At 65.9% G+C, this 22589-nt stretch carries 20 protein-coding genes; 14 read left to right on the top strand and 6 right to left on the bottom strand.

All coding sequences use genetic code 11. The annotated features are described in order from the left end of the window. The first annotated feature begins 13 nt into the window (after positions 1-13). Genes HFRIS_RS12810 through HFRIS_RS12790 form a run of 5 tightly spaced genes read left to right on the top strand, consistent with a single transcriptional unit; the run spans position 14 to position 5902 of the window. Entirely contained in the window at positions 14-970 is a 957-nt protein-coding gene (locus tag HFRIS_RS12810; RefSeq protein WP_006463791.1) for an ABC transporter permease, read from the top strand. After that, on the top strand, positions 967-1848 hold the full coding sequence (locus HFRIS_RS12805) for an ABC transporter permease (RefSeq protein WP_006463790.1): 882 nt from the start codon (positions 967-969) through the stop codon (positions 1846-1848). The genes HFRIS_RS12810 and HFRIS_RS12805 overlap by 4 nt, the downstream gene beginning before the upstream one ends. 4 nt (positions 1849-1852) lie before the next feature. Continuing rightward, positions 1853-3775 (top strand): ABC transporter ATP-binding protein, encoded by a 1923-nt coding sequence (locus HFRIS_RS12800; protein WP_006463789.1) that lies wholly within the window; start codon positions 1853-1855, stop codon positions 3773-3775. 59 nt (positions 3776-3834) lie between these two features. Then, positions 3835-4575, top strand: a complete 741-nt coding sequence (locus HFRIS_RS12795; RefSeq protein WP_039875585.1) for a cupin domain-containing protein — start codon at positions 3835-3837, stop codon at positions 4573-4575. Between the two features lies 1 nt (position 4576). Further along, complete coding sequence (locus tag HFRIS_RS12790) at positions 4577-5902, top strand: NAD(P)/FAD-dependent oxidoreductase (protein WP_006463787.1); 1326 nt, start codon at positions 4577-4579, stop codon at positions 5900-5902. A gap of 21 nt (positions 5903-5923) precedes the next feature. Here the strand turns inward: HFRIS_RS12790 and HFRIS_RS12785 are convergent, their stop codons facing one another. Then, positions 5924-6868, bottom strand: coding sequence for a LysR substrate-binding domain-containing protein (locus HFRIS_RS12785; protein ID WP_006463786.1), 945 nt, complete (start codon positions 6866-6868; stop codon positions 5924-5926). Positions 6869-7018: 150 nt separating this feature from the next. On the opposite strand from HFRIS_RS12785, the gene HFRIS_RS12780 reads away from it, so the two are divergent. From HFRIS_RS12780 to HFRIS_RS12770, 3 genes are all read left to right on the top strand, one after another. After that, complete coding sequence (locus HFRIS_RS12780; protein ID WP_006463785.1) at positions 7019-7423, top strand: RidA family protein; 405 nt, start codon at positions 7019-7021, stop codon at positions 7421-7423. A 66-nt stretch (positions 7424-7489) separates the two neighbouring features. After that, the gene (locus HFRIS_RS12775; RefSeq protein WP_006463784.1) at positions 7490-8965 is read left to right on the top strand and encodes an aldehyde dehydrogenase family protein; all 1476 of its coding nucleotides are present in this window, start codon (positions 7490-7492) and stop codon (positions 8963-8965) included. Between the two features lie 31 nt (positions 8966-8996). Further along, positions 8997-10208 carry a M20 aminoacylase family protein gene (locus tag HFRIS_RS12770; RefSeq protein WP_006463783.1) on the top strand — a complete coding sequence of 404 codons (1212 nt, stop codon included), beginning with the start codon at positions 8997-8999 and terminating at the stop codon, positions 10206-10208. On the opposite strand, the gene HFRIS_RS12765 is transcribed toward HFRIS_RS12770, so the two are convergent. Both HFRIS_RS12765 and HFRIS_RS12760 read right to left on the bottom strand, forming a co-directional pair. After that, positions 10195-11325: a DSD1 family PLP-dependent enzyme gene (locus tag HFRIS_RS12765; protein WP_006463782.1), complete on the bottom strand. Its 1131-nt coding sequence runs from the start codon at positions 11323-11325 to the stop codon at positions 10195-10197. The genes HFRIS_RS12770 and HFRIS_RS12765 overlap by 14 nt on opposite strands. A 150-nt stretch (positions 11326-11475) precedes the next feature. After that, complete coding sequence (locus HFRIS_RS12760; RefSeq protein ID WP_006463781.1) at positions 11476-12372, bottom strand: LysR family transcriptional regulator; 897 nt, start codon at positions 12370-12372, stop codon at positions 11476-11478. Between the two features lie 90 nt (positions 12373-12462). Here HFRIS_RS12760 and HFRIS_RS12755 point away from each other — a divergent pair, with 90 nt between their 5' ends. Beyond that, positions 12463-12663 carry a hypothetical protein gene (locus HFRIS_RS12755; RefSeq protein WP_006463780.1) on the top strand — a complete coding sequence of 67 codons (201 nt, stop codon included), beginning with the start codon at positions 12463-12465 and terminating at the stop codon, positions 12661-12663. Between the two features lie 10 nt (positions 12664-12673). On the opposite strand, the gene HFRIS_RS12750 is transcribed toward HFRIS_RS12755, so the two are convergent. Both HFRIS_RS12750 and HFRIS_RS12745 read right to left on the bottom strand, forming a co-directional pair. Then, complete coding sequence (locus HFRIS_RS12750; RefSeq protein ID WP_006463779.1) at positions 12674-14221, bottom strand: methyl-accepting chemotaxis protein; 1548 nt, start codon at positions 14219-14221, stop codon at positions 12674-12676. Positions 14222-14673: 452 nt separating this feature from the next. Beyond that, entirely contained in the window at positions 14674-16950 is a 2277-nt protein-coding gene (locus HFRIS_RS12745) for an NADP-dependent malic enzyme (protein ID WP_006463778.1), read from the bottom strand. 451 nt (positions 16951-17401) lie between these two features. Between HFRIS_RS12745 and HFRIS_RS12740 the strand changes: the two genes are divergently transcribed. Continuing rightward, positions 17402-18172, top strand: a complete 771-nt coding sequence (locus HFRIS_RS12740) for a DUF2076 domain-containing protein (RefSeq protein ID WP_039875615.1) — start codon at positions 17402-17404, stop codon at positions 18170-18172. A 119-nt stretch (positions 18173-18291) separates the two neighbouring features. Here the strand turns inward: HFRIS_RS12740 and HFRIS_RS12735 are convergent, their stop codons facing one another. Continuing rightward, positions 18292-18990 carry a M24 family metallopeptidase gene (locus tag HFRIS_RS12735; RefSeq protein ID WP_006463776.1) on the bottom strand — a complete coding sequence of 233 codons (699 nt, stop codon included), beginning with the start codon at positions 18988-18990 and terminating at the stop codon, positions 18292-18294. A gap of 270 nt (positions 18991-19260) precedes the next feature. On the opposite strand from HFRIS_RS12735, the gene HFRIS_RS12730 reads away from it, so the two are divergent. The 4 genes from HFRIS_RS12730 (at position 19261) to HFRIS_RS12715 (ending at position 22519) form a co-directional block, all read left to right on the top strand. Further along, a complete protein-coding gene (locus HFRIS_RS12730) occupies positions 19261-20229 on the top strand; it encodes a GlxA family transcriptional regulator (RefSeq protein WP_006463775.1) in 969 nt (322 codons plus the stop codon). Between the two features lie 101 nt (positions 20230-20330). Then, positions 20331-20912 carry a TetR/AcrR family transcriptional regulator gene (locus HFRIS_RS12725; protein WP_006463774.1) on the top strand — a complete coding sequence of 194 codons (582 nt, stop codon included), beginning with the start codon at positions 20331-20333 and terminating at the stop codon, positions 20910-20912. A gap of 177 nt (positions 20913-21089) precedes the next feature. Continuing rightward, positions 21090-21794, top strand: coding sequence for an SDR family oxidoreductase (locus tag HFRIS_RS12720; RefSeq protein ID WP_006463773.1), 705 nt, complete (start codon positions 21090-21092; stop codon positions 21792-21794). A 107-nt stretch (positions 21795-21901) separates the two neighbouring features. Next, positions 21902-22519: a TetR/AcrR family transcriptional regulator gene (locus HFRIS_RS12715; RefSeq protein ID WP_006463772.1), complete on the top strand. Its 618-nt coding sequence runs from the start codon at positions 21902-21904 to the stop codon at positions 22517-22519. Positions 22520-22589 lie beyond the last annotated feature (70 nt).

Raw genomic sequence — 22589 nt, 5'->3', positions numbered from 1 at the left:
ACCGAGGATAGCTATGAATGGAATGGTCCTGCGTCTGATCGTGCGCCGCCTGCTGCAGGCGGTGCTGACGCTGTTGCTGGTGTCGGCCGGCGTGTTCTTCATCACCAACCTGTTGCCGGGCGATGCCGCCCAGACCGCGCTGGGTCAGGCTGCCACGCCCGAGACGGTGGCCGCATTGCGCCTGCAGTACGGCCTGGATCTGCCAGCTCCGCTGCGTTATGCCCACTGGCTGGGCAACCTGGTCTCGGGCAATCCGGGCATGTCGCTGGTCAACAACGTGCCGGTGGCGCAGATGATAGGCGGGCGCCTGCCGGCCTCGCTGATGCTGGCCGCCGTCACCGCCCTGGTATCGGTGCCGCTGGCGCTGTTCCTGGGCATCTTCTCGGCCATGTACCGGGGCTCCTTCTTCGACCGCGCCGTCAACGTCAGCGCGGTGTCGATGGTCTCGGTGCCGGAGTTTCTGGTCGCCACGGTGGCGGTGATGATCTTCGCCGTCAAGCTGCGCTGGCTGTCGGCGCTGTCGCATGCGAGCGAGGCCGCCACCCTGGGGGCCTTCATCAAGGCCTATGCCATGCCGGTGCTGACCCTGTGCTGCGTGATCGTGGCCCAGATGACGCGCATGACCCGCGCCGCCGTGATCGACCAGCTGCGTTCTTCCTATGCCGAGATGGCCTTGTTGAAAGGCGTCAAGCGTACCCGCATCGTGCTGCGCCACGCGCTGCCCAATGCCATCGGCCCGATCGCCAACGCGGTCGCGCTGAGCCTGTCCTACCTGCTGGGCGGGGTCATCATCGTCGAAAGCATCTTCAACTATCCCGGCATCGCCACCCTGATGATCGATGCCGTGACCACCCGTGACATGCCGCTGGTGCAGGCCTGCTCGATGATCTTCTGTGCCGGCTACCTGCTGCTGGTACTGGCGGCCGATGTGCTGGCCATTGTTTCCAATCCAAGGTTGAAGACCCGATGAAAGCCCTCCACGATTCCACCGGCGGGGAAGCTGCCGCCGCGCCTGTGCCCGCTTCTGCTCCCGTGAAGCGCGTGCGCCGTCACTCGACCATGGCCTGGATCGGCATGGCCATCGTCGGCTTCTGGGTGCTCATGGCCATCCTCGGCCCCAGCATCTCGCCCTATGACGCCACGGCCATCGTCGATACTGACGTGTTTTCCGGCATGAGCCACAAGTTCCTGCTGGGCAGCGACTACCTGGGCCGTGACATGTTGAGCCGCATCCTCTTCGGCACCCGCGCCACCATCGGCCTGGCGCTGGCGGCGACCGTACTGGCCAGTGCCACCGGCACGGCCGTGGCGCTGTTTGCGGCCTTCTCCGGTGGCTGGCGCGATGCCGTCATCAGCCGCGCCCTGGATGCCCTGATCTCGATCCCCAGCAAGATGTTCGCGCTGATGATGGTGGCCACCTTCGGCTCTTCCATGCTGCTGCTGGTAGTCACTGCGGCCATCACCTACATGCCCGGCGCCTACCGCATCGCCCGTTCGTTGGCGGTCAACGTGCAGGCCATGGAATACGTGCAGGCTGCGCGTGCCCGTGGCGAGGGCGTGTGGTACATCATGACCACCGAAATGCTGCCCAACATGATTCGCCCGGTGCTGGCCGACTTCGGTCTGCGCTTCGTCTACGTGGTGCTGCTGCTGTCGGGCCTGAGCTTCCTCTCGCTGGGCGTGCAGCCGCCGGATGCCGACTGGGGCTCGCTGGTGCGGGAAAACATTTCCGGCCTGGGCGAGGGCGCCCTGGCGGTGATCATGCCGGCGCTGGCCATTGCCTCGCTCACCATCGGCGTGAACCTGCTGATCGACAACCTGCGCGGCAAGCGCGCTGCCAAGGAGTAAGCCTGTGAAGCAGTTCGATACTTTCCTCGGCAAGAAGGGCAGCACGCCCGCCTCCCCGACCGGTCAGCCCCTGGTCGACGTGCAGGGCCTGCGGGTCACCGCCCGCAAGGACGATGGCAGCTCGGTGGAAATCGTCAAGAACGTCGATTTCACCGTGGCGCCTGGCGAAGTGCTGGCGCTGATCGGTGAGTCCGGCTCCGGCAAGACCACCATCGCCCTGTCGCTGCTGGGCTATGCCCGTAGCGGTTGCCAGATCGCCGGCGGCCAGATCCGCATCGGCCAGCGCCAGATCGACCAGATGGATGAAAAGGCGCTGCTGGCCATGCGTGGCCATCATGTGGCCTATATCGCCCAGAGTGCGGCGGCGGCCTTCAACCCGGCGCGTACCTTGATGGATCAGGTCATCGAAAGTGCCCTGCAACATGGCGTGATGGACAAGGCCAGCGCCCGCGCCAAGGCGGTCGAGCTGTTCCGCGCACTGGCATTGCCGAAACCCGAGAGCATCGGCGACCGTTATCCGCACCAGGTCTCCGGTGGCCAGCTGCAGCGCGTGATGGCGGCCATGGCCCTGATCACCGACCCGGAACTGGTGATCCTGGACGAACCCACCACGGCCCTGGACGTGACCACCCAGATCGAGGTGCTGCGCGCCTTCAAGAAGGTGGTCAAGGAACTTGGTACCACCGCCGTCTATGTCTCGCACGACCTGGCCGTGGTGGCGCAGATGGCCGACCGCATCATCGTGCTGCGCGATGGCGCCGTACGCGAAATGGGCAGTACCGGACAGGTGCTGCATGAACCCGCCGACAGCTATACCCAGAGCCTGATCGCCGCCGTCTCCCCGGCCACGCGGGTGGCGCAGTTACGTGAAGTGCTGCCGACCAGCATGCCGGCCGACGCCAGGGCGCCGCTCTTGCGCATCAGCGGCCTGGTGGCCGGCTACGGCGCTCCGGACCGGCTGGGCCTGCCTGGCGTGCGCATCCTGGACGACATCAACCTCACCATCCAGCGCGGCAGCACGGTGGGCATCATCGGCGAATCCGGCTCCGGCAAGACCACCCTGGCACGCGCGGTGGCCGGCATGATCGCCCCGGCGCGCGGCAGCATCCAGCTCGATGGACAGAACCTCTCGCCGACCCTGGAGGGGCGCACCCGCGAACAGTTCCGTCGGGTGCAGATCGTGTTCCAGAACGCTGATACCGCGCTCAACCCGGCCCACAGCATCGGCCGCATCCTCAACCGTCCGCTGGCCTTCTATCACGGCCTCAAGGGCGATGCCATGCGGCGTCGCACGGCCGAACTGCTGGACCTGGTCAAGCTGCCCTCCAGCGTGATCGACCGGCTGCCGGCCGAACTCTCCGGCGGCCAGAAGCAGCGCGTGAACCTGGCCCGCGCCCTGGCCGCCAAGCCCGACCTGATCCTGTGCGACGAGGTGACCTCGGCCCTGGATACGGTGGTGGCTGCCGCCATCCTGGAATTGCTGGCCGAGCTGCGGCGCGAGCTGCAGGTGTCCTACATGTTCATCAGCCACGATATCAGCACGGTGCGCGCCATCTGTGACGACATCGTGGTGCTCTATGCCGGTCGCATGGTGGCCAACCGCCCGCGCGAGGCGATGATGGCGCCGCCTTACCACCCGTATTCGCACCTCCTGCTGTCGTCGGTACCGGCCATGCAGCAGGGCTGGCTGGAACAGGTGGCCGGGGCCGGTCAGCACAAGCTGCCGCCCATCGGCGCGGCCGATCCGTCGCCTGAGATCTGTGCCTTCCTGCCGCGCTGTTCGTTGCGGGTGGATGGTGTCTGCAACGTGGTGCCGCCGCGTCGCCGCAACATGGAACATGGCGGCGAGATCCTGTGCCATCGCTCCGACGCCGACCTGCAGCAGGCACAGGCGCCGCTGCTGCCGGTGGAAGGCGTGACGGTCTGATCCCGGCACCGGTATTCGAATTCAAGGCCAAGTCGATTGGCCATCCCATAGGAGAAGAAATGTCTGCAGCGTTGGTGTTGTACCGTGCCTCTGGCGCCCCCTTGTCCACCCCGTTCCACCCGGCCGCGCTGGGCCAGGCCGATCCCTTTGCCGCTTCGCGTGAAATCGCCTGGCAGGGCAATGGCGGCATGAGCGCCGGACGGCTGCGCCTGGATGGCGCGTTTGCAATCGATATCACCCGTTTCCCGCACCAGGAAACCCTGGTAGTGGTGCAGGGCGAACTGCATGTCGAGACCGAGGGCGCCGCGCCGCTGGTGCTGAAACCCGACAGCGGTGTGGTGCTCACCACAGGTGCCGCGCTGCGCGTATCGGCCCCGGTGCCGACGCTGGTGGTGTTCTGCGCCGCCGATTGCCCGCAACCGGTGCAGCCGGGCGTGTTCCCGCTGGTGGCCGAGGCCGACTTCAAGCCCTCGGTCAATTCCCTGCCCAAGGAAATCCTGCTGGGGCCGGTCCCGCAATGCCGCAGCGACAACGTGGTCGATGAAACCTCCATCCACGCCAAGATCGGCACCTGGGATTCCACCCCTTACCACCGTATCGTGCGCGCCCATCCGGTCAATGAATTCATGCACATCCTTGATGGCGGGGTGCGTTTCGCCGAGCCCGATGGCAGCGTGGTGGCGGTGGAGCGGGGCGATGCCGTGTTCGTGCCGCAGGGTGCGTCCATCGGCTGGGAGAGCAGCGAGCGCGTGGCCAAGTTCTATGTGGTCCAGACCGTGCCGGCCGGGGAGGAAAAGTAAGATGTCGCCCCCACTCGTCCAAGTCCAGAGCCCGACCACGCCGCCTGCTGCGGCCGATGTTGTCATCATCGGTGGTGGCATCATCGGCATCTTCACCGCCTACTACCTGGCCAAGCGCGGCATCTCGGTGGCCGTGGTCGAAAAGGGGCGCATCGGTGCCGAGCAGTCCAGCCGCAACTGGGGCTGGTGCCGCCAGCAGAACCGCGATGCCCGCGAGCTGCCCATGGCGACCAAGAGTATCGACCTGTGGGAGCAGTTCGCCGCCGAGAGCGGCGAGGACACCGGTTTCACCCGCTGCGGCCTGCTCTACCTGTCCAACGATGACGAGGAAATCAATCGCTGGGCCACCTGGGGCAAGTTCGCCAAGAGTGCCGGCGTGACCACCTATATGCTCGACAGCAAACAGGCCGCCGAACGTGGCCACGCCACCCGACGTCCCTGGAAGGGCGGGGTGTTCTCGCCCACCGACGGCACTGCCGATCCGGGCAAGGCGGCACCGGCGGTGGCGCGCGCGGTGATGAAGCTGGGCGGCCACGTGATCCAGCAATGCGCGGCGCGTGGTATCGAAACCGAAGGTGGACGCGTCTCCGGCGTGATCACCGAAGCCGGCGTCATCAAGACCCGCACCGCCATCCTGGCCGGCGGCGCCTGGGCGTCATCGTTCTGCCACCAGCTGGGCATCCGTTTTCCGCAGGCCTCGGTGCGGCAGTCCATCATGAGTGTGGCGCCGACCAGCGAGCCCTTGCCGGGCGCGCTGTACACCTCGGGTGTGGCGGTCACGCGGCGCAGTGACGGCTCTTATGCACTGGCCATCAGTGGTCGGGCGCGGGTCGATCCGACCTTGCAGTTCCTGCGCTTTTCGCCGCAATTCCTGCCGATGTTCGCCAAGCGCTGGCGCAACCTGTCGCCGGGTGGCCTGCAGGCCTGGCGCAGTGGCCACGAGAGCCTGTCGCGCTGGCGCCTGGATGCGCCCACGCCGATGGAACACATGCGCATCCTGGATGCGCCGGCCGATCCGGTGTCCATCCGTGCCACTCATCGCCGCGCCATCGAACTGCTGCCCGAGCTGGCAGAGGCCCGCGTCACCCATACCTGGGCCGGCTACGTGGATAGCACGCCCGACGGCGTGCCAGGCATCGGCGAATTGCCGCAGACCCCGGGGCTGATCCTGGCGGCCGGTTTCTCCGGCCACGGTTTCGGCATCGGACCGGGTGCCGGGCACCTGATCGCGGACCTGGCCAGTGGCGTTACGCCCATCGTCGATCCGCGCCCCTATCACCCGAATCGCTTCAACGATTCGTCCTGGGGCAAGGTGGCGGACTTCTGACGTGGCCCCCGGCGGCTCTTGTCAGCGACGCCAGGGAACCGGATCGAAGGCGCGCCGGGCCGCTTCCAGGAAGACCCGCTGGCGCGTGGTCAAGCCCTCGCGCCCGGGCAGCAGCGCCATGACGGGTGCCGGCTCCAGCTGCCAGCCGGGCAGGATGCGGGCAAGGCGGCCCTCGGCCACCAGATGGGCGCAATCCCATTCGGAACGCGCCACGAAGCCTTCGCCGTCGAGCGCCCAGTCGCGGGTGATGGTGCCGTCATTGGACGAGAGCATGCCCTTGAGCTTGACCGTCAGGGCCTTGCCGGTACGCCCTCCGGCACGGTCCACGGGAGTGAAGCGCAGGCGACTGACGTCGTCGTCGTTCTCGCGCAGGCAGACATAGGGATACTCGGCCAGTTCGGACGGATGTTTCAGGCGCTGCATGCGTCGTGCCAGCGTCGGTGCGGCGCACAGGAAGCGTTCGTTGGGCGCCAGGAAATGCCCGACCCACGAAGAGTCCTTGACGCGCCCGATGGAGATCACGGCATCGGCGCCGGTGGCGGCCGACAGGGGACTCTCGGCCAGCAGCAGGGAAATTGCCAGCTGCGGGTGGCTGCGCTGCAGATCGCGCACCAGCGGTGCCACATGGCGGCGACCGAAGCCGAACGGGGCCACCACCCGCAGCGATCCGCTGATCTGGGTCTCGCCAATGGACCCGCCGCGGTCGGCCTCGCGCGAGATGCTGGCGGTGAGCGATTCGATGCGCTCCAGGATGTCCATGGACTCCTGCACCAGGCGCTGGCCTTCGTCGGTCAGGGCGATGCCTCGCGCAGCGCGGTGCGCCACGCGCACGCCGATGCGGTCCTCGATGCGCTGCAGGCGCACCGTGACGGCAGGCGGCGTCAGATCCAGCAGGCGAGCGGCGGCGGCCAGCGAAGACGACGCGCCAAGGGCGCGCAGCAGTTGCATGTCATCGAGTTGCAGCATTAAAGACCTCTTAATGGTGAATTGAACGGATATTAAACATGGATGAGCGCCATCTGGCTACAGTCCATCCAGGGAAACTGCGGTCGCATAGCGTTTTGCTTTCCGGTTTCTTATCTGTTTTCTGACTTTTCACTTCGATCAATGGACCTCATGAATCACGATACCGATCCCCACCGCTACCCGGTCACCCTCAACCCGGTCGGCCTGGCCACGCCCGGCGGCCACTACAGCCATGTCGCCAGCGGCAACGGCATGTTGTTCATCTCCGGCCAACTGCCCATCGATGCCAGCGGCCACAAGCTCACCGAGGCGTCCTTCGAAGTCCAGGCACGGCAGGTGCTGGCCAATGTCGAGACCGCCCTCATCGGTGGCGGCAGCGAGATCGGCAAGCTTCTGCAGGTGCGAATCTACCTCACCGACGTGGCGCACTGGCCCCTGTTCAACCAGATCTATGCGGCCTGGGCCGGGGCTGCCCGTCCGGCGCGCGCGGTCGTACCGGTACCGGCTCTGCATTTCGGTCTGCAGATCGAGGTCGAGGCGACCGCGCTGTTGTGAACACGCCGCTGCGGTGAACACGCCGTTGCGCGAGCAGGACCCACTCCGACCCAAGGACATCCCGACATGACCCTCCACGCTTCTGCCTCACTTCCGCTGGACCACCTGGGCCGCACCGCCCGGCTGGCGCATTTCTATATCGATGGTGCCTGGGTGCGCCCGCAGGGCAGCGAATGCGCCAGCGTCATCGCCCCGGCCACCGAAGCGGCGGTCGGCGAGATCGCGCTGGGCAATGCTGCCGATGTGGACCATGCGGTGCAGGCCGCACGACGGGCCTTCCCGGCCTGGGCCGCGACTTCGCCGGCCGAGCGCGCCGCCTTGCTGGGCCGCGTGCATGCCTTGCTGCTGGAGCGCAGCGAACTGTTCGCCCAGGCGCTCACGCTGGAAATGGGCGCGCCCATCGGCTACGCCCGCAACGCCCACGTGCCGCTGGCGGCCGAGCACCTGCGCGTGGCCCGCGACAACCTGGCCGCCTATCCCTTCATCCGCCCACGTGGCACCACCGCCATCGTGCGCGAGCCCATCGGCGTGTGCGCCCTGATCACGCCCTGGAACTGGCCGATCTACCAGATCACCGCCAAGGTCGGCCCGGCCCTGGCGGCCGGCTGCACGGTGGTGCTCAAGCCCAGCGAACTGTCGCCGCTGTCGGCGCTGCTGTTCGCCGAGATCGTGCATGAAGCCGGGGTGCCGGCCGGGGTCTTCAACCTGGTCAATGGCACCGGCGCCGAAGTCGGCGCGGCCCTGTCCGTGCATCCCCAGGTGGACATGATTTCCATCACCGGCTCCACCCGTGCCGGCGTGCTGGTGGCGCAGGCGGCCGCGACCACCGTCAAGCGCGTGGCCCAGGAGCTGGGTGGAAAATCGCCCAACCTGGTGCTGCCGGATGCCGACCTGGAGCGCGCCATCCCGCCCGGGGTGGCGGCCGCCCTGCGCAACATGGGCCAGTCCTGCAGCGCGCCGACGCGGCTGATCGTGCCCCGCGTGGCGCTGGATCGTGTGCATGCCCTGGCGCTGGCAGCGCTGGCGCAGATGAAGGTGGGCGACCCCTGGCAGGAGGCCACCACCCATGGCCCGCTGGCCAATCGCGCCCAGTTCCTGCGCGTGCAGCAGATGATCGAGGCCGGCCTGCAGGATGGTGCCCGGCTGCTGGCCGGCGGTCCCGGACGCCCGCAGGGGCTGGAGCAGGGCTACTATGCGCGGCCCACGATCTTCTCGGACGTGCATACCGACATGGTGATCGCGCAGGAGGAAATCTTCGGCCCGGTCCTGGCCATCCTGCCCTACGACAGCGTGGAAGAAGCCATCGCCATCGCCAATGACAGCGTCTATGGCCTGGGCGCCCATGTGCAGGGGACCGACAAGGACCAGGTACGCGCCGTGGCGGCCCGCATCCAGTCCGGCCAGGTCCACCTGAACTACCCGGCCTGGGACCCGCAGGCGCCTTTCGGCGGCTACAAGCAGTCCGGCAACGGCCGCGAATACGGCGTCGAGGGCATGGAAGAGTACATGGAAGTGAAATCGATCCTGGGCTATTACGCCTGATTGCCTGCCGAACCGGAGACAGAGCCGCATCATGGAACACACCCCCCATCAGCACGACAGCCTGCACCCGCATCTGGCCCACTGGGCCGGCCTGCGCCGCGACCTGCATGCGCATCCCGAACTGCGCTTCGAGGAACATCGCACCGCCGACGTGGTGGTGCGGGAACTGGCGTCACTGGGCTATGCCGTCACCCGTGGCCTGGGTGACACCGGCGTGGTGGCCAGCCTGCCGGGCAGCGACCCGCAGCGCGGCATCGTGCTGCGCGCCGACCTGGACGCCCTGCCCATCACCGAGGCCAATGACTTCGCCCATGCTTCCTGCTCGCACGGCGTCATGCATGCCTGTGGCCATGACGGCCATACCGTCATGCTGCTGGGTGCGGCCCGGGTGCTGAGGCAGATGCCGACGCTGGCGGGCAGCGTGCACTTCGTGTTCCAGCCGGGCGAGGAGGGTGGAGCGGGGGCGCGCAAGATGATCGAGGATGGCCTCTTCGAACAGTTCCCGACCGAGGCCGTGTTCGGCATGCACAACTGGCCAGGCCTGCCGGCCGGGCAGTTCGGCCTGCGCACCGGTCCCATCATGGCCGCCGGCTCGCGCCTGAAGATCACCATCACCGGCAAGGGCGCGCACGCGGCCCAGCCGCATCTCGGGCTGGACCCGATTCCGCTGGCCTGCTCCATGGTCTTGCAGTGCCAGACCATCGCCGCCCGTCACAAGGACCCGGTCGATCCGGCCGTGATCTCGGTGTGCATGTTCCATGCGGGTGATACCGACAACGTGATTCCCGACCGCGCCGAGCTGCGCGGCACCATCCGCACGCTCTCATCGACCCTGCAGCAGAAGTTGCAGGAAGACATCCGCCGCATGTGTCATGCGCTGGCCGACGCCTATGGCGCGCAGGTGGAGGTGGAATTCTTCCAGTACTACCCGGCGACCATCAATACACCGGCCGAGACCGACTTCTGTGAACGGGTGATCCGCACCACCTTCGGTGATGCGCGCATCCACACCGGCATCCCCGCCAACATGACCTCCGAGGATTTCGGTTTCATGCTGGAGGAGCGGCCGGGGACCTATGTCCTGATCGGCAATGCGCCGCAGGACCGCAGCTCCCATTCGCTGCACCACCCGCACTACGACTTCAACGATGACATCATCGAAGAGGGCGTGCGCTACTGGGTGGCGTTGGCGCAATCCTATTTCAGCAGCGGCCTGAACGGCGCGGCGCCTACCAGCCGTTGAAGCGCGGCCAGGTCGTCACGCTGCCGTCGGCGGCGATGGCCTGATAGTGCGGGTACTGCGCACCGGTGGCGCAGGCGTGGTTGGGCAGGATGCGCAGGCGCGTCCCGATCGGCAGGTGCTGTGCGATCTGGCTATCCGGGCTGCCCTGGCGCGAGAGGATGCCGTGCTCCTGGTTGGCACCGCTCATCAGGTAGCCTTGCAGCACCTGGCCATCCTCGGTGCAGACCTGGCCATAGCCGAAATCCTGGCGGCGCCCTTGGGTACCCCGGTCGCGACTCATGGCCATCCATCCGGCATCGACAATGGCCCAGCCTTTCTCGGGCTGGTGGCCGATCACGGTGGTCAGCACGCTCAGCGCGATGTCATCGAGCGTATTGACGCCTACGTTGTACATCACCAGATCGAACATGGCGTAGACCCCGGCCCGCACCTCGGTGACACCACGCAACTGTTCGGCGCGCAGGGCGGTCGGGGTGGAACCGATGCTGACGACCTCGCACGGCAGGCCGGCGGCGCGCAGGCGTTCGGCGGCGCGTACGCAGCCGGCGCGTTCCTGTTCGGCCACGGCGATGAGGGCGGCATCGTTGTCATGGTCGTAGCTGGAGCCGGCATGGGCCAATACCCCGCCGAGGCGCATGCCGCCTGCGTGCAGTATCGATCCCACGGCCAGCAGGACGGCATCGTCCGGGGCGATGCCGGAGCGATGGCCATCGACGTCGATTTCGATCCAGACTTCAAACGATGCATCGTGCTCCCGGCCGAAGGCCACGATGGCCTCGGCACAGGCCACGCTGTCGGCCACGATCTTGAGATCGCAGCCCTGGCGACGCAGGGCCAACGCCTGCTCCAGCTTGGTAGGCGCCATGCCTACGGCATAGACGATGTCGCCGATGCCGGCGGCAAAGAACTGCTCGGCCTCCTTCAGGGTGGAGACGGTGATGCCGCTCGCCCCGGCCTGCAATTGCGCCTGCACGACCTGCTGGCACTTGGTGGTCTTGACGTGGGGGCGGAAGCGCACGCCCAGCGCATCCATGCGCTGCTGCATGCGGGCGATGTTGCGCTCCATGCGGGTGATGTCGATCAAGGCGGTGGGCGTGGGCAGGGATGCCAGGCTCATGGGGAACTCCTGAAAATTGCACGTGAAGGAGTGCTGACTATAGGAGATGCGCCCGGGGCTGTGCTTAATGCTCATTGAATCCAGCATTAAACGCTCGTTAATGAGCCTGTGTGTGCCTCCGGAAGACGGGCTGGCAGGGGAGACCCCGGTTCAGGCCTGCTCGAACTGCCGTATCGTCTCCAGCACGTTGGCCGTCGCCTTGTCCAGGCCGGGCAGGGCACGATGCGCCACGCCGATGTGGCGCTTGAGTACCGGGGAGAGGGGAACGATGCGGATATCCTTGTGGCGCTCCAGCTCGGCGGCCAGGGGCTGTTCCAGCGGCAGGACGGCGGCGCCGTAGCCGGCCGAGACCAGGCTCTTCATGGCTTCGTTGTAGTTGAGTTCGATACGCGCGCGCGGGTTTTCCCCGGCCTCGGCAAACCAGGCCATGGTCAGGCGATACATTTGCGTGGTCGCGTCGTTGAAGATCATTGGCTTGTCCACCAGCCAGCCCGGCTTGATGGCAGCCGGTGATTTCCATGTGGCCGGCAGGAAGGCCATCATGCGGTCACTGCGCCAGTGCGTGATCAGGATGTCCTTGGAAGACTGGATCGGGGTGGCCACCAGGCCGATGTCGAGCGTGCCTTCCTGCAGGCGCGCCATGGTCTCGTTCGAGCCCAGGATGTTGACCTCCACATCGATGCCGGGAAAGCTGCTTTCCAGCTTGCGCAATACGCGCGGCAGCAGATTGACCACCACCCCCGTCGACGTCCCCAGTCGCACCCGGCCCACCTTGCCTTCCACGTGTTTTCTGGCCACCTCCAGCAGATCGTCGGCGTCGCGTAACAGTCGCCTGGCCCGTTCGATCACCAGTGCGCCCAGGGCCGTGGCCTGTACGCGGCGACTGCCACGCATGAGCAGGGCACCGCCCAGGCGCGCCTCAAGATCGCTGACATGCAGGCTGATGGTGGGCTGGGCCAGGTGCAGCGCATTGGCAGCGGCCGAAAAAGTCCCCAAATCGACGATGGTGACCAGTGTACGCAACTGGTCCAGGCTGAGTTCTCGCATCAGTTTTCCTGATAATAGGTGTCATCAAACTCAATTTTACCAATAGCCTGGATTGCCTGATCATGTGCGCATTCAACCAAGGAGAAGTCCATGTGGCCTATCGTCAGCCAGGTCCTTGCCCGCGTACTCGGGGACTACAGCAGATCACGCGGCGCCGCAGTCGTTGAGATCCGGGGCATGGATGCCCGCGAACTCAATGACCTGGGCATCGGCGCCAGCGAAGTCGATTACGTGCTCAGGGATGGCCGCCAGGAGGCTGGCTCCCGCCTGCTTCCCGTCCATCTGCCGTAGGGATGAGGCCCTAGTCCAGCTTGAACTTGCCCACCACCGCAGCGAGGTTGCCGGCCTGGCCCTTGAGTGAATCGGCGGCGGCTGCCGCCTGTTCCACCAGGGCGGCGTTCTGCTGGGTGGTCTCGTCCATCTGGGTGATGGCCAGGTTCACTTCATTGATGCCGCCGCTCTGTTCCTGGGTGGCGGCGCTGATCTCGGCCACCACATCGGTCACGCGCCGCACGCTGGCCACCACCTCGTTCATGGTGCTGCCGGCGCGTTCCACCAGGGCGCTGCCGGCGCTGACCTTCTGCACCGAATCGTCGATCAGTTCCTTGATCTCCTTGGCTGCTCCGGCCGAACGCTGGGCCAGTGAGCGCACCTCCGAGGCCACCACCGCGAAGCCGCGGCCCTGTTCGCCGGCCCGGGCTGCTTCCACCGCTGCGTTCAGGGCCAGGATGTTGGTCTGGAAGGCGATGCCGTCGATCACGCTGATGATGTCGGCGATGCGGCGCGAGCTTTCGGTGATGCCTTCCATGGTCTGCACCACCTGGCCCACCACCTCGCCGCCCTGGCTGGCGATGTCCGAGGCAGTGGCTGCCAGCTGGTTGGCCTGGCGGGCGTTGTCGGCGTTCTGGGTCACGGTGGAGGTGAGCTGCTCCATGGCCGAGGCGGTCTCTTCCAGCGAACCTGCCTGCTGCTCGGTGCGGTTGGACAGGTCCAGGTTGCCGCGGGCGATTTCGTTGGAGGCGGTGGCGATGGTGTCGGTACCTTGGCGCACCTCGTTGACGATGTCGCGCAGGCTTTCATTCATGGCGCGCAGGGCCTCCATCAGGCGACCGGTCTCGTCACGCCCGGCCGGGCGAATGCGCAGCGTCAGGTCACCGCGCGCCACGCGCTGGGCGATCTCCACCGCTTCCTTGAGTGGACGCGCCACATTGGCGGCCACCACGAAGGCCAGCAACGAACCGATCGCCACGGTCGCCAGCAAGAGCCCGCCGATCCAGCGCTGGGCGCCACGGAATACACCGGTGGCTTCTTCGTCGGCCCGGGCGCTGCCGCTGGCGTTGATCTTCACGATGGCGTCCAGATTACCGACCATGGCGCCATACAGCCGCGCAGATTCACCCTTGAAGAGGACGCGGGTCTCGTCGTATTGCTGGTTGGCCGCCATCTCGGCCAGTTGCTCATCGACCTTGATGTAAGCGGCCAGGTTCTTGCCGAACTGGGCGTACTGCTCCTTTTCCTGCGGCTCGGACATACGTTGTTCGAAGACGGCGCGTTGCTTGGCCAGGGCCTCCAGGCGCGTCTTGATGGCCTGGTTGGCGGCGGCGCGCTCCTGCGGGGTGACGGCGGTGACCAGTTCCAGTTCGGTCAGGCGCAGCGGCGGCAGCGAACCCTGCAGCTCGCGCGCGGCATCCATGGTCGGCATCCACTTGGTGACGATCTCGCCGGAAGCGTTGTTGACCTGCTTGAGCTCCTTGATGGCGAACAGGCCCTGCAGCAGGGTCAGTGCGATCACCACGGCAAAGGACAGGGCCAGCTTCCTGGCGATGTTGAGGTTGTAGAACCAGATCATGTCTTCCTCGCGTTCGATTGCTATCGTTGTTGGTATCGGACCCAGGCGATGCGATCGATGCGGAGCCGCCCGTTTGGCGTGCGGGCGTGCGGGCGCGAGAAGTCAGGAGCGGCGGCCGGCCCGGATGGGCGGTCGCGGCGAGCAATGAAGTGCTGGTGATGTCATGCTGTCATGCCGTCACGAAGCGTCTGCTTCCTGCCCATCCTGTCTCTCTTCTTGCCGCCGGCTTCCCTGTACTGCCGGCGTTTGCTTGTTCGATGGTCGCATGGCTGAATCGCCAATGATAGTAATCAGCGGCAAGCCTTCCATCCAATGAAATTATTCTTTCGGGCAATGCGCGATTTGATATCGATTTGCAGCCCGTTCCCGTCGGTCGCGGCATTGGCTGGCGAGGGACGAAAAAAAAGACCGGGCGAACCCGGTCTTTTCTGGCTGCTTGCTTAGGGCCTGGCTCAGGCCTTGGACTTGCCGTCCTGTGCCTTGGCCGCTGCCAGCGCGGTCATGTTGATGACGCGACGCACCGTGCTCGACGGGGTCAGCACATGCACCGGGGCGGCCGCACCCAGCAGGATGGGGCCGATGGTGGTGCCCTGGCCGCTGCTGGTCTTCAACACGTTGAAGAGGATGTTGGCGGCATCCAGGTTGGGGCAGACCAGCACGTTGGCCGCGCCGGTGAGACCGCTGTCGGCCAGGCCGACGTTGTTGCGGATCTTTTCCGACAGGGCGGCGTCGCCGTGCAGTTCACCGGCCGATTCCACTTCCGGGGCCAGCTTCCTGAAGGCTTCATGCGCCTGCGCCATCTTGCGGGCCGACGGGCGCGAGGAGCTGCCATGGTTGGAGTGCGACAGGAAGGCTACCTTGGGCGGCACGCCGAAACGCGCCACTTCCTCGGCGGCGGCCTTGGCGATGCGCGCCAGTTGCTCGGCGTCCGGGGTGTCGTTGACGTAGGTGTCGGTGATGAAGAGGGTCTGGTCCGGCAGCAGCACGGCGTTCAATGCCGCGAATTCCTGGGCGCCGTCCTTCAGGCCGATGACCTTTTCCACATGCGCCAGGTGGCCGTCGTAGTTGCCGTCCAGGCCGCACAGCATGGCATCGGCGTCGCCGGCCTTGACCATCAGCGCGGCCAGCAGGCTGCCGCTGGCACGCACGTCGGCTTCGCTGCCGCCCTGGTATTGCGCGGCGTAGGCGGCCACGCGGGCATCGCTGGCGGGGTTGATGACTTGTACGTTCTGGCCGATCTTCAGGCGCAGACCAGCCTTCTTGATGCCGGCTTCGATGGCGTCCGCACGGCCGACCAGGATGGGTGCGGCCAGGCCTTCGTCGGCCACGAACTGTACTGCGCGCAGGACGCGCTCGTCTTCACCGTCGGCATAGACCACGCGCTGCGCGGCCACCTTGGCGGTGTTGAAGACGGGCTGCATGAACATGCCGGTCTGGTAGATGAAGCGGGTCAGCTCTTCGCGGTAGGCGGCGTAGTCCTTGATGGGACGGGTCGCCACGCCGGACTCGGCGGCAGCCTTGGCCACGGCCGGGGCGATCTTGAGGATCAGGCGCGAATCGAAGGGGGTCGGGATCAGGTAGTCGGCACCGAACACCAGCTCCTTGCCGGGATAGGCGGCGCTGACTTCGGCGCTGGTCTCGGCCTTGGCCAGGTCGGCGATCTCGCGCACGCAGGCCAGCTTCATGGCTTCGGTGATCTTGGTGGCGCCGCAGTCCAGCGCGCCACGGAAGATGTAGGGGAAGCACAGCACGTTGTTGACCTGGTTCGGATAGTCCGAACGGCCGGTGGCGATGATGCAGTCCGGGCGCACCGACTTGGCCAGTTCGGGGCGGATTTCCGGTTCCGGGTTGGCCAGGGCCAGGATGATGGGCTTGTCGGCCATGGTCTTGACCATCTCGGCGGTCAGCACGCCCGGGGCCGAGCAGCCCAGGAAGACGTCGGCGCCATTGACCACGTCGGCCAGGGTGCGCGCTTCGGTCTTGATGGCGTAGCGTTGCTTGGAGGCGTCCAGGCCACCGGGGCGGCCTTCATAGATGACGCCCTTGCTGTCGACCATGAAGACGTTCTCGCGCTTCACACCCAGGCCGATCATCACTTCCACGCAGGCAATCGCGGCTGCACCGGCGCCGGAGACGGCGATCTTGACGCTACCGATGTCCTTGCCGACCAGTTCCAGGCCGTTCAGCAGGGCTGCCGAGGAGATGATGGCGGTGCCGTGCTGGTCATCGTGGAAGACCGGGATGTTCATGCGGGCCGACAGCTTCTGCTCGATGTAGAAGCACTCGGGGGCCTTGATGTCTTCCAGGTTGATGCCGCCCAGGGTGGGCTCCAGCGAGGCGATGATCTCGACCAGCTTGTCCGGGTCGGTCTCGGCCAGTTCGATGTCGAACACGTCCACGCCGGCAAACTTCTTGAACAGGCAACCCTTGCCTTCCATCACCGGCTTGGACGCCAGCGGACCGATGTTGCCCAGGCCCAGCACGGCGGTGCCGTTGGAGACCACGGCCACCAGGTTGCCGCGCGAGGTGTAGTCGAAGGCTTTCAGCGGATCGGCTTCGATATCCAGGCAGGGATAGGCCACGCCCGGCGAATAGGCCAGCGACAGGTCGCGCTGGTTGGACAGCGGCTTGGTGGGGCGGACTTCGATCTTGCCGCGCGACGGGGTGCGATGGTATTCGCGGGCGGCGTCACGCAGGAGTTGCTCGGCGGCGGAAATTTGTTGGGTCATGATCTTGATGAGGGATTAACGGTCTTGAGGAAGCGAGGGCCGGATGCAGGCGGCTCGCGTTCGCTGTTCTGGTTTCCTGGTCTGAATGCGGCGGGCCGATCGCGCAGGGTGCTGCGTTCTCGTCGGCTCGGATAATGGGTGCGGGAACCGGTGACCGGCTCCACGCGCCTGCCTCCGCCCGCTCCGGGCTTGTGGCCGCCGGAACGGGTGCGGGGAGGGGGATATTACCTAAAATTTCAACATTCGGGTTTTTTGTGCGTACGTCGGCTTTGAGCGAAGTCTTGTCGGCTGTCTGTTACAAGCTGTTTCCATCTCGTTGATTGTCGACACATCTCTTCGAGAGGAAGGCGCGCATAATCCATTTGTCGGCGATCCCGTTCGTCCATGGGTTGAATGTGGGTCGCTGTGTCTACATTTGTCGTCATTACCGTAACGGCAGGAGCCCGCCATGATGAATCCGCAAGAAACCCAAGCCCTTCAGGATTTTCTCCAACAATTGACCCAGGTACGGGGCATCACCAAGGATGCCCAGGCCGATGCGATGATCGCCCAGGCGGTCGCGCAGCAGCCGGACGCGGCCTATCTGCTGGTGCAGCGGGCGCTGCTGATGGAGCAGGCGCTCAATGCCAGCAAGGCCCAGGTCAGTGCGCTGCAGGCCCAGGTACAGGCGCTGCAGGCCGGTGGCGCCCGTGAACCGGGTTTTCTGGATGGCAATGCCTGGGGGCATGCACCGTCTGGCGCCCGTCCGCAGGCGGCGCCGGCACCGGCCTATCCTCCGGCTTATGCAGCGGCGCCCGCACCGGCACCGGCCTATGCGTCACCTGCGCCAGCGCCGGCCTACCAGGCAGCGCCGGCACCGGCGCCGTCTTCAGGCTTCTTCGGGGGCGGCATGGGCAGCGTGCTGGGCAGTGTCGCCGCCACGGCGGCCGGCGTGGCCGGTGGTGCTTTCCTGTACCAGGGCATCGAGCACATGTTCAATGGCAATAGCGGGGCCGGCTTGGCGCGCCAGAACGGCCTGAGCGCTCCTGTGGAAAACATCGAGAACACCACGGTCAACAATTACTACGGCAGCGATGGCGAGCGCAAATCAGACCTGGCCAGCAATGCCAGCGGTAGTGACAGCGGTAATGACAGCAGTGACTTCGGCTCCAGCAGCGATCTGGCAGACCTGAGCAACTTCGATCTGGACGACAGCGGCGGTTATGACGATTCGCTGGTATGAGCGCATGAGGTCATGAGCATTTGGCGTGATTGCCTGATCGCCTGATTGCTTGATTGATGGAAGAAGAAAAGCCAGCTCCGCGGAGCTGGCTTTCTTGTTTTCGCTCAGGCTGGCATGGCTCAAAGCGGGTAGTGCTCATCTTCCAGCAGCATGTCTTCGAAGAAGGCGCCGAAGCGATGCTGAGGATCGCGCAGGTGGATTTCCAGGATCCAGCGCATGGTCGCCGGGGCCTGCTCGAAATCGGCCAGCGCACCGGTGTGGATGGCCGCATGCGGGAAATCGGACACGCGGTGGCCCGGCAGGTCGAAATTGAGTTCCCAACCCATGGCGCGCGCCGTCTTGTCCGCGAAGTCGTAGAGTTGGCGCCCGCTCAGTTGCTGCCGGTCCCAGGCCTGGCGTGCCTGGTGGAAGAGTTCCTCGGCATCGCGGGCGCAGCGTGCGTAATCGGCATGTTGGCCGACTGTGAAGGTCTTGCCGCCATCGCCTTCCCAGGCCTCCACGCGGGGGGCGATGTCGAGGAAGAAGATATCGTTTTCCCCCAGCACCACGCCGGGCTCGGAGGCCAGTTTCATGGGCTTGATGGTATTGCGCCCGAAACGCACGCGGGTGGGGTGCCAGCTCAGGGCCAGGCCCATCCCGGCCATCTCCTGTTTGGCCATGGCCACTGCGTCTTCTTCCACCATGCCAGGCACGACGCGCTCTGCGATGCGGGCGATGGCTTCACGGGTCTTGCGCCGCGCCAGCAGCATGCCGTCCACGGAGAAGGCCGGGCCGACGCGTTCGGCCGGCAGGGAAACGGAGGGGGTAGGGGAAGACATGCAGAACTCCTGGTGGTCATGCCGGCGGTGCGGCGGGAGCGAGGATTATCGCGGCGCCACCGCAAGCCGGGATGCGCATTCGGCCTGGACTTTCGGCCAGTCTGAAGGTGAATCCGGCCAGCACCGGGGCTGGCCGGATTCGGCTGTCGTCTGGCCGATGCTCAATGGCGCTGCCGCAGCGGCCGGCCCATGCGCGTGCCACAATTGCGCTCTGCCGAAGGCATGCGGGCAGGCCTGCATGCCGTTTTCCGACCCCTGATGCGAACCCCCATGAAGACAGTGACAGTCGTGATTTTCGATGGCGTGCAATCGCTGGATGTGTCCGGCCCGCTGGACGTGTTCTCCGAGGCCAACCGGTTTTTGCTGCCGGGTGACCGCTATCGCCTGCAGACCGTCAGTGTGGATGGCGCGGCAGTGACTTGTTCCAACGGCCTGGGCTTGAACGCCGGCCTTACCTGGCGCGACGCCGACGGCGAGGATGACCTCTTGCTGGTGGCCGGTGGCCCGACGCTGGTGGAACGTCGTTTCGATCCCGCCATCCATGCGTGGTTGCGCCAGGCCTGCGCCCGTGCCGGCAAGTTCGGCTCGATCTGCAATGGCGCGTTCATGCTGGGGCGGGCCGGCCTGCTGGATCACCGCACCGTGACCACCCACTGGAACGATGCCGCCGCGTTGGCCGCGCTGTGTCCGCTGGCGCGGGTCGAGGCCGATCGCATCTATGTGCAGGACGAGGGCCTGTACACCTCGGCCGGCGTTACCGCCGGCATCGATCTGGCGCTCTACCTGCTGCGTCAGGATCATGGCGCCGAACTGGCCCTGAACGTGGCCAAGCGGCTGGTGGTGGTGATGCAACGCAGCGGCGGCCAGTCGCAGTTCAGCCCGTATCTGGATCATCTGGCGCCGCCCGATTCTCCCATTGCCGAGGTGCATCGCCATGTGCTGGCCAATCTCAGGCAGCCGCTGTCGGTAGCCGAACTGGCGGCCGTGGCGCGCATGAGCCTGCGCAGTTTCTCCCGCAGTTTTTCACGCGAGGCGGGCATGGCGCCGGCCGAGTTCGTGCAGCGCGCCCGCGTCGATGCAGCACGCGCCCAGCTGGAGCATGGCACCGCGCCGATCAAGGCGATTGCCTACGCCTGCGGCTTTGGCGACGCCGGCCGCATGCGCAATGCCTTCGTGCGGGTGCTGGGGGTGAGTCCGCAGCGTTATCGGGAGTCCTTTGGCCAAGACCCGGGCACCTGATACGGCCGGGCTCAATTCTGCGGTGTGGCGCGGGAGGTACAACGCAAACCTGGAATCGGCAAAAAATATGATGATCATCATATTTGTGCTATTGTGCTTCCATGAATTCCACCGCACCCAGCAAGAAGGAGCAATCCCACCAGCGCATCGTGGCCGCCGCCGCGCGGGCGATGCGTCGCAGCGGCTTCAAGGGCGTCAGCGTGGCCGAGGTCATGAAGGAGGCCGGGCTGACCCATGGTGGCTTCTACGCCCACTTTGCCTCGCGGGATGCCTTGCTGGCCGAAGCGCTCAGCCATGCCAGCCGCGATAGCTCGACGCTGATCATGAACCACGTCGGCAAGCAGGCGGGCGCCGGTAGCGAGCGCTTCCGGGCCTACGTCAATGCCTATCTGTCCGACGCCCAGATCGAGGCCTGCGAAAACGGTTGCCCGGTGGCGGCGCTGTGCAGCGAGATGCGCGGCCAGGCGCCGGAGGTGATGGCGTCCTCGCGCGAGGCCATCCACAGCCTGCAGCAACTGGTGCGCGAGGTCTTGCCAGCCCATCATGACGAGCAGGCGAGCTGGATGGTGGCCGCGACCCTCAGCGGCGCGCTGCAGATGGCACGGGTGATGGGCAACACCCCGCAGGGACGCGCCTTGCTGGCATCCACCCGGGCCGAATTGCTGGCGCGCTACGCAGACTGAACAGGAAACTGAGCCAGGGCGCCCGGGATCGGGTGGCGCCCTGTTTTTTTACCCATGAATATGATGATAATCATATTTTGATTTGACCCGATCACAAGACGCTTGATTGCCAACCCGGATCGAGGCCGGACAGACCGGCCTCACTGACCCCACAGAACTCCATTGAAAGGAAAGATCATGAAACTCGAAAACGCTGTCGTCCTGGTGACCGGTGCCAACCGCGGCCTGGGCCTGGAATTCGCCAGACAAGCCCTGGAGCGCGGTGCCCGTCGCGTCTATGCCGGTGCGCGTGATATCGCTTCGGTCAAGCTGGCCGGCGTGGAGCCGATCGAACTCGACGTGACCAAGCCCGAGCAGGTCAAGGCCGCCGTGGAACGCATCGGCGACCTGAGCGTGCTGATCAACAACGCCGGCATCGCCCGCGTAGGCGGCCTGCTGCACGCCGGTGCGCAGGAACAATTGCAGGATCACTTGAACACCAACCTGTTCGGCATGCTCAACCTGAGCCAGGCCTTCGCCCCGGTGCTGGCCCGCCAGGGTGGCGGCGCGCTGGTCAACGTGCTGTCGGTGATCAGCATGGTCAATTCGCCCATGCTGGCGGCCTACGGGGTCTCCAAGGCAGCCGCCTGGTCGCTGACCAATGGCCTGCGCCAGGAACTGCGTGAGCAGGGGACGCAGGTGATGGGCGTGCACGCCGGTTTCATCGATACCGACCTGACCCGCGGCTTCGACGCCCCCAAGTCGCGTCCCGAAGATGTGGTGCGCCAGACCCTGGATGCGCTGGAAGCCGGTGCGCTGGAGGTCTTCGTCGATGAAGTCAGCCGCCAGGTGCATCAGGCCCTGTCGTCCTCGGTTTACCTGCAGGACGCGCTGGCCCGCTGAGTTGCGGCGTCATGCCTCGGCCCGCCCACGCGGCGGGCCCGCCTGGGGGCGGAACTTTTGGCGTACAATGATCATCTATTTTCGAAGTTGATCGACAGGAGAGCGCCATGCGCAAATCCAACGCCGAAACCGCCGAAACCAGGAAGCGCATCCTCGCCATCGCCTCCGGGCTGTTTCTCAAGAATGGCATCGCCGCCACCGCCATTTCCGACGTCATGTCCGCTGCCGGACTGACGCAGGGCGGCTTCTATCGTCACTTCACCTCCAAGGAACACCTCGTGGCCGACGCCAACGCGGTGGCCTTCGACTTCATCGTTGCCAACCTTGACGAAGCCACGCGCGGCATGTCGCCCCGCGAGGCGGTGCAGCAGATCGTCTTCCACTACCTGCGCCAGCATATGGGCCAGGACCCCCGCATGCTTTGTCCGCTGGCCAATCTGTCCACCGAACTGGGTCACGCCGACCAGCAGGTCAAGGAAGTGGTCACGGCCGGCTATTCGCGCTTCGTCAAGCTGTTCGCCGCCCACCTGATGCGGCTGGACTACCAGGACTACATCGGCCTGGCCGAGTCCATCGTCTCGGTCATCGTCGGCGCGGTCTCGCTGGCCCGCATGGCCGATGACCAGGCCCTGGTCGATACCATCGTCGGCAACGCCGAAAACACCGTCCAGCTGCTCCTGCAGAGCGCTCCCACCCAGACCGACCTGGTCACCGCCCGCCCATAAAAAAATCCCGGCAGGATGGCTCCTGTCGGGATAAAGTCGCTGCCCCTTGGCGGACAGCGACGCTCCACGG

Source organism: Herbaspirillum frisingense GSF30 (genome assembly GCF_000300975.2).
GTDB classification, from domain to species: domain Bacteria; phylum Pseudomonadota; class Gammaproteobacteria; order Burkholderiales; family Burkholderiaceae_D; genus Herbaspirillum; species Herbaspirillum frisingense.
This window is presented reverse-complemented; position numbering and strand designations above follow the sequence as displayed.

Excerpts from the sequence above, each read along its gene's own strand:
- HFRIS_RS12765 (WP_006463782.1), bottom strand. The coding sequence starts at position 11,325 with ATGAGCCTGGCATCCCTGCCCACGCCCACCGCCTTGATCGACATCACC.
- HFRIS_RS12755 (WP_006463780.1), top strand. The coding sequence starts at position 12,463 with ATGTGGCCTATCGTCAGCCAGGTCCTTGCCCGCGTACTCGGGGACTAC.
- HFRIS_RS12785 (WP_006463786.1), bottom strand. The coding sequence starts at position 6,868 with ATGCTGCAACTCGATGACATGCAACTGCTGCGCGCCCTTGGCGCGTCG.
- HFRIS_RS12720 (WP_006463773.1), top strand. The coding sequence starts at position 21,090 with ATGAAACTCGAAAACGCTGTCGTCCTGGTGACCGGTGCCAACCGCGGC.
- HFRIS_RS12810 (WP_006463791.1), top strand. The coding sequence starts at position 14 with ATGAATGGAATGGTCCTGCGTCTGATCGTGCGCCGCCTGCTGCAGGCG.
- HFRIS_RS12790 (WP_006463787.1), top strand. The coding sequence starts at position 4,577 with ATGTCGCCCCCACTCGTCCAAGTCCAGAGCCCGACCACGCCGCCTGCT.
- HFRIS_RS12775 (WP_006463784.1), top strand. The coding sequence starts at position 7,490 with ATGACCCTCCACGCTTCTGCCTCACTTCCGCTGGACCACCTGGGCCGC.
- HFRIS_RS12750 (WP_006463779.1), bottom strand. The coding sequence starts at position 14,221 with ATGATCTGGTTCTACAACCTCAACATCGCCAGGAAGCTGGCCCTGTCC.
- HFRIS_RS12805 (WP_006463790.1), top strand. The coding sequence starts at position 967 with ATGAAAGCCCTCCACGATTCCACCGGCGGGGAAGCTGCCGCCGCGCCT.
- HFRIS_RS12730 (WP_006463775.1), top strand. The coding sequence starts at position 19,261 with ATGAAGACAGTGACAGTCGTGATTTTCGATGGCGTGCAATCGCTGGAT.
- HFRIS_RS12760 (WP_006463781.1), bottom strand. The coding sequence starts at position 12,372 with ATGCGAGAACTCAGCCTGGACCAGTTGCGTACACTGGTCACCATCGTC.
- HFRIS_RS12745 (WP_006463778.1), bottom strand. The coding sequence starts at position 16,950 with ATGACCCAACAAATTTCCGCCGCCGAGCAACTCCTGCGTGACGCCGCC.
- HFRIS_RS12740 (WP_039875615.1), top strand. The coding sequence starts at position 17,402 with ATGAATCCGCAAGAAACCCAAGCCCTTCAGGATTTTCTCCAACAATTG.
- HFRIS_RS12770 (WP_006463783.1), top strand. The coding sequence starts at position 8,997 with ATGGAACACACCCCCCATCAGCACGACAGCCTGCACCCGCATCTGGCC.
- HFRIS_RS12795 (WP_039875585.1), top strand. The coding sequence starts at position 3,835 with ATGTCTGCAGCGTTGGTGTTGTACCGTGCCTCTGGCGCCCCCTTGTCC.
- HFRIS_RS12735 (WP_006463776.1), bottom strand. The coding sequence starts at position 18,990 with ATGTCTTCCCCTACCCCCTCCGTTTCCCTGCCGGCCGAACGCGTCGGC.
- HFRIS_RS12715 (WP_006463772.1), top strand. The coding sequence starts at position 21,902 with ATGCGCAAATCCAACGCCGAAACCGCCGAAACCAGGAAGCGCATCCTC.
- HFRIS_RS12725 (WP_006463774.1), top strand. The coding sequence starts at position 20,331 with ATGAATTCCACCGCACCCAGCAAGAAGGAGCAATCCCACCAGCGCATC.
- HFRIS_RS12780 (WP_006463785.1), top strand. The coding sequence starts at position 7,019 with ATGAATCACGATACCGATCCCCACCGCTACCCGGTCACCCTCAACCCG.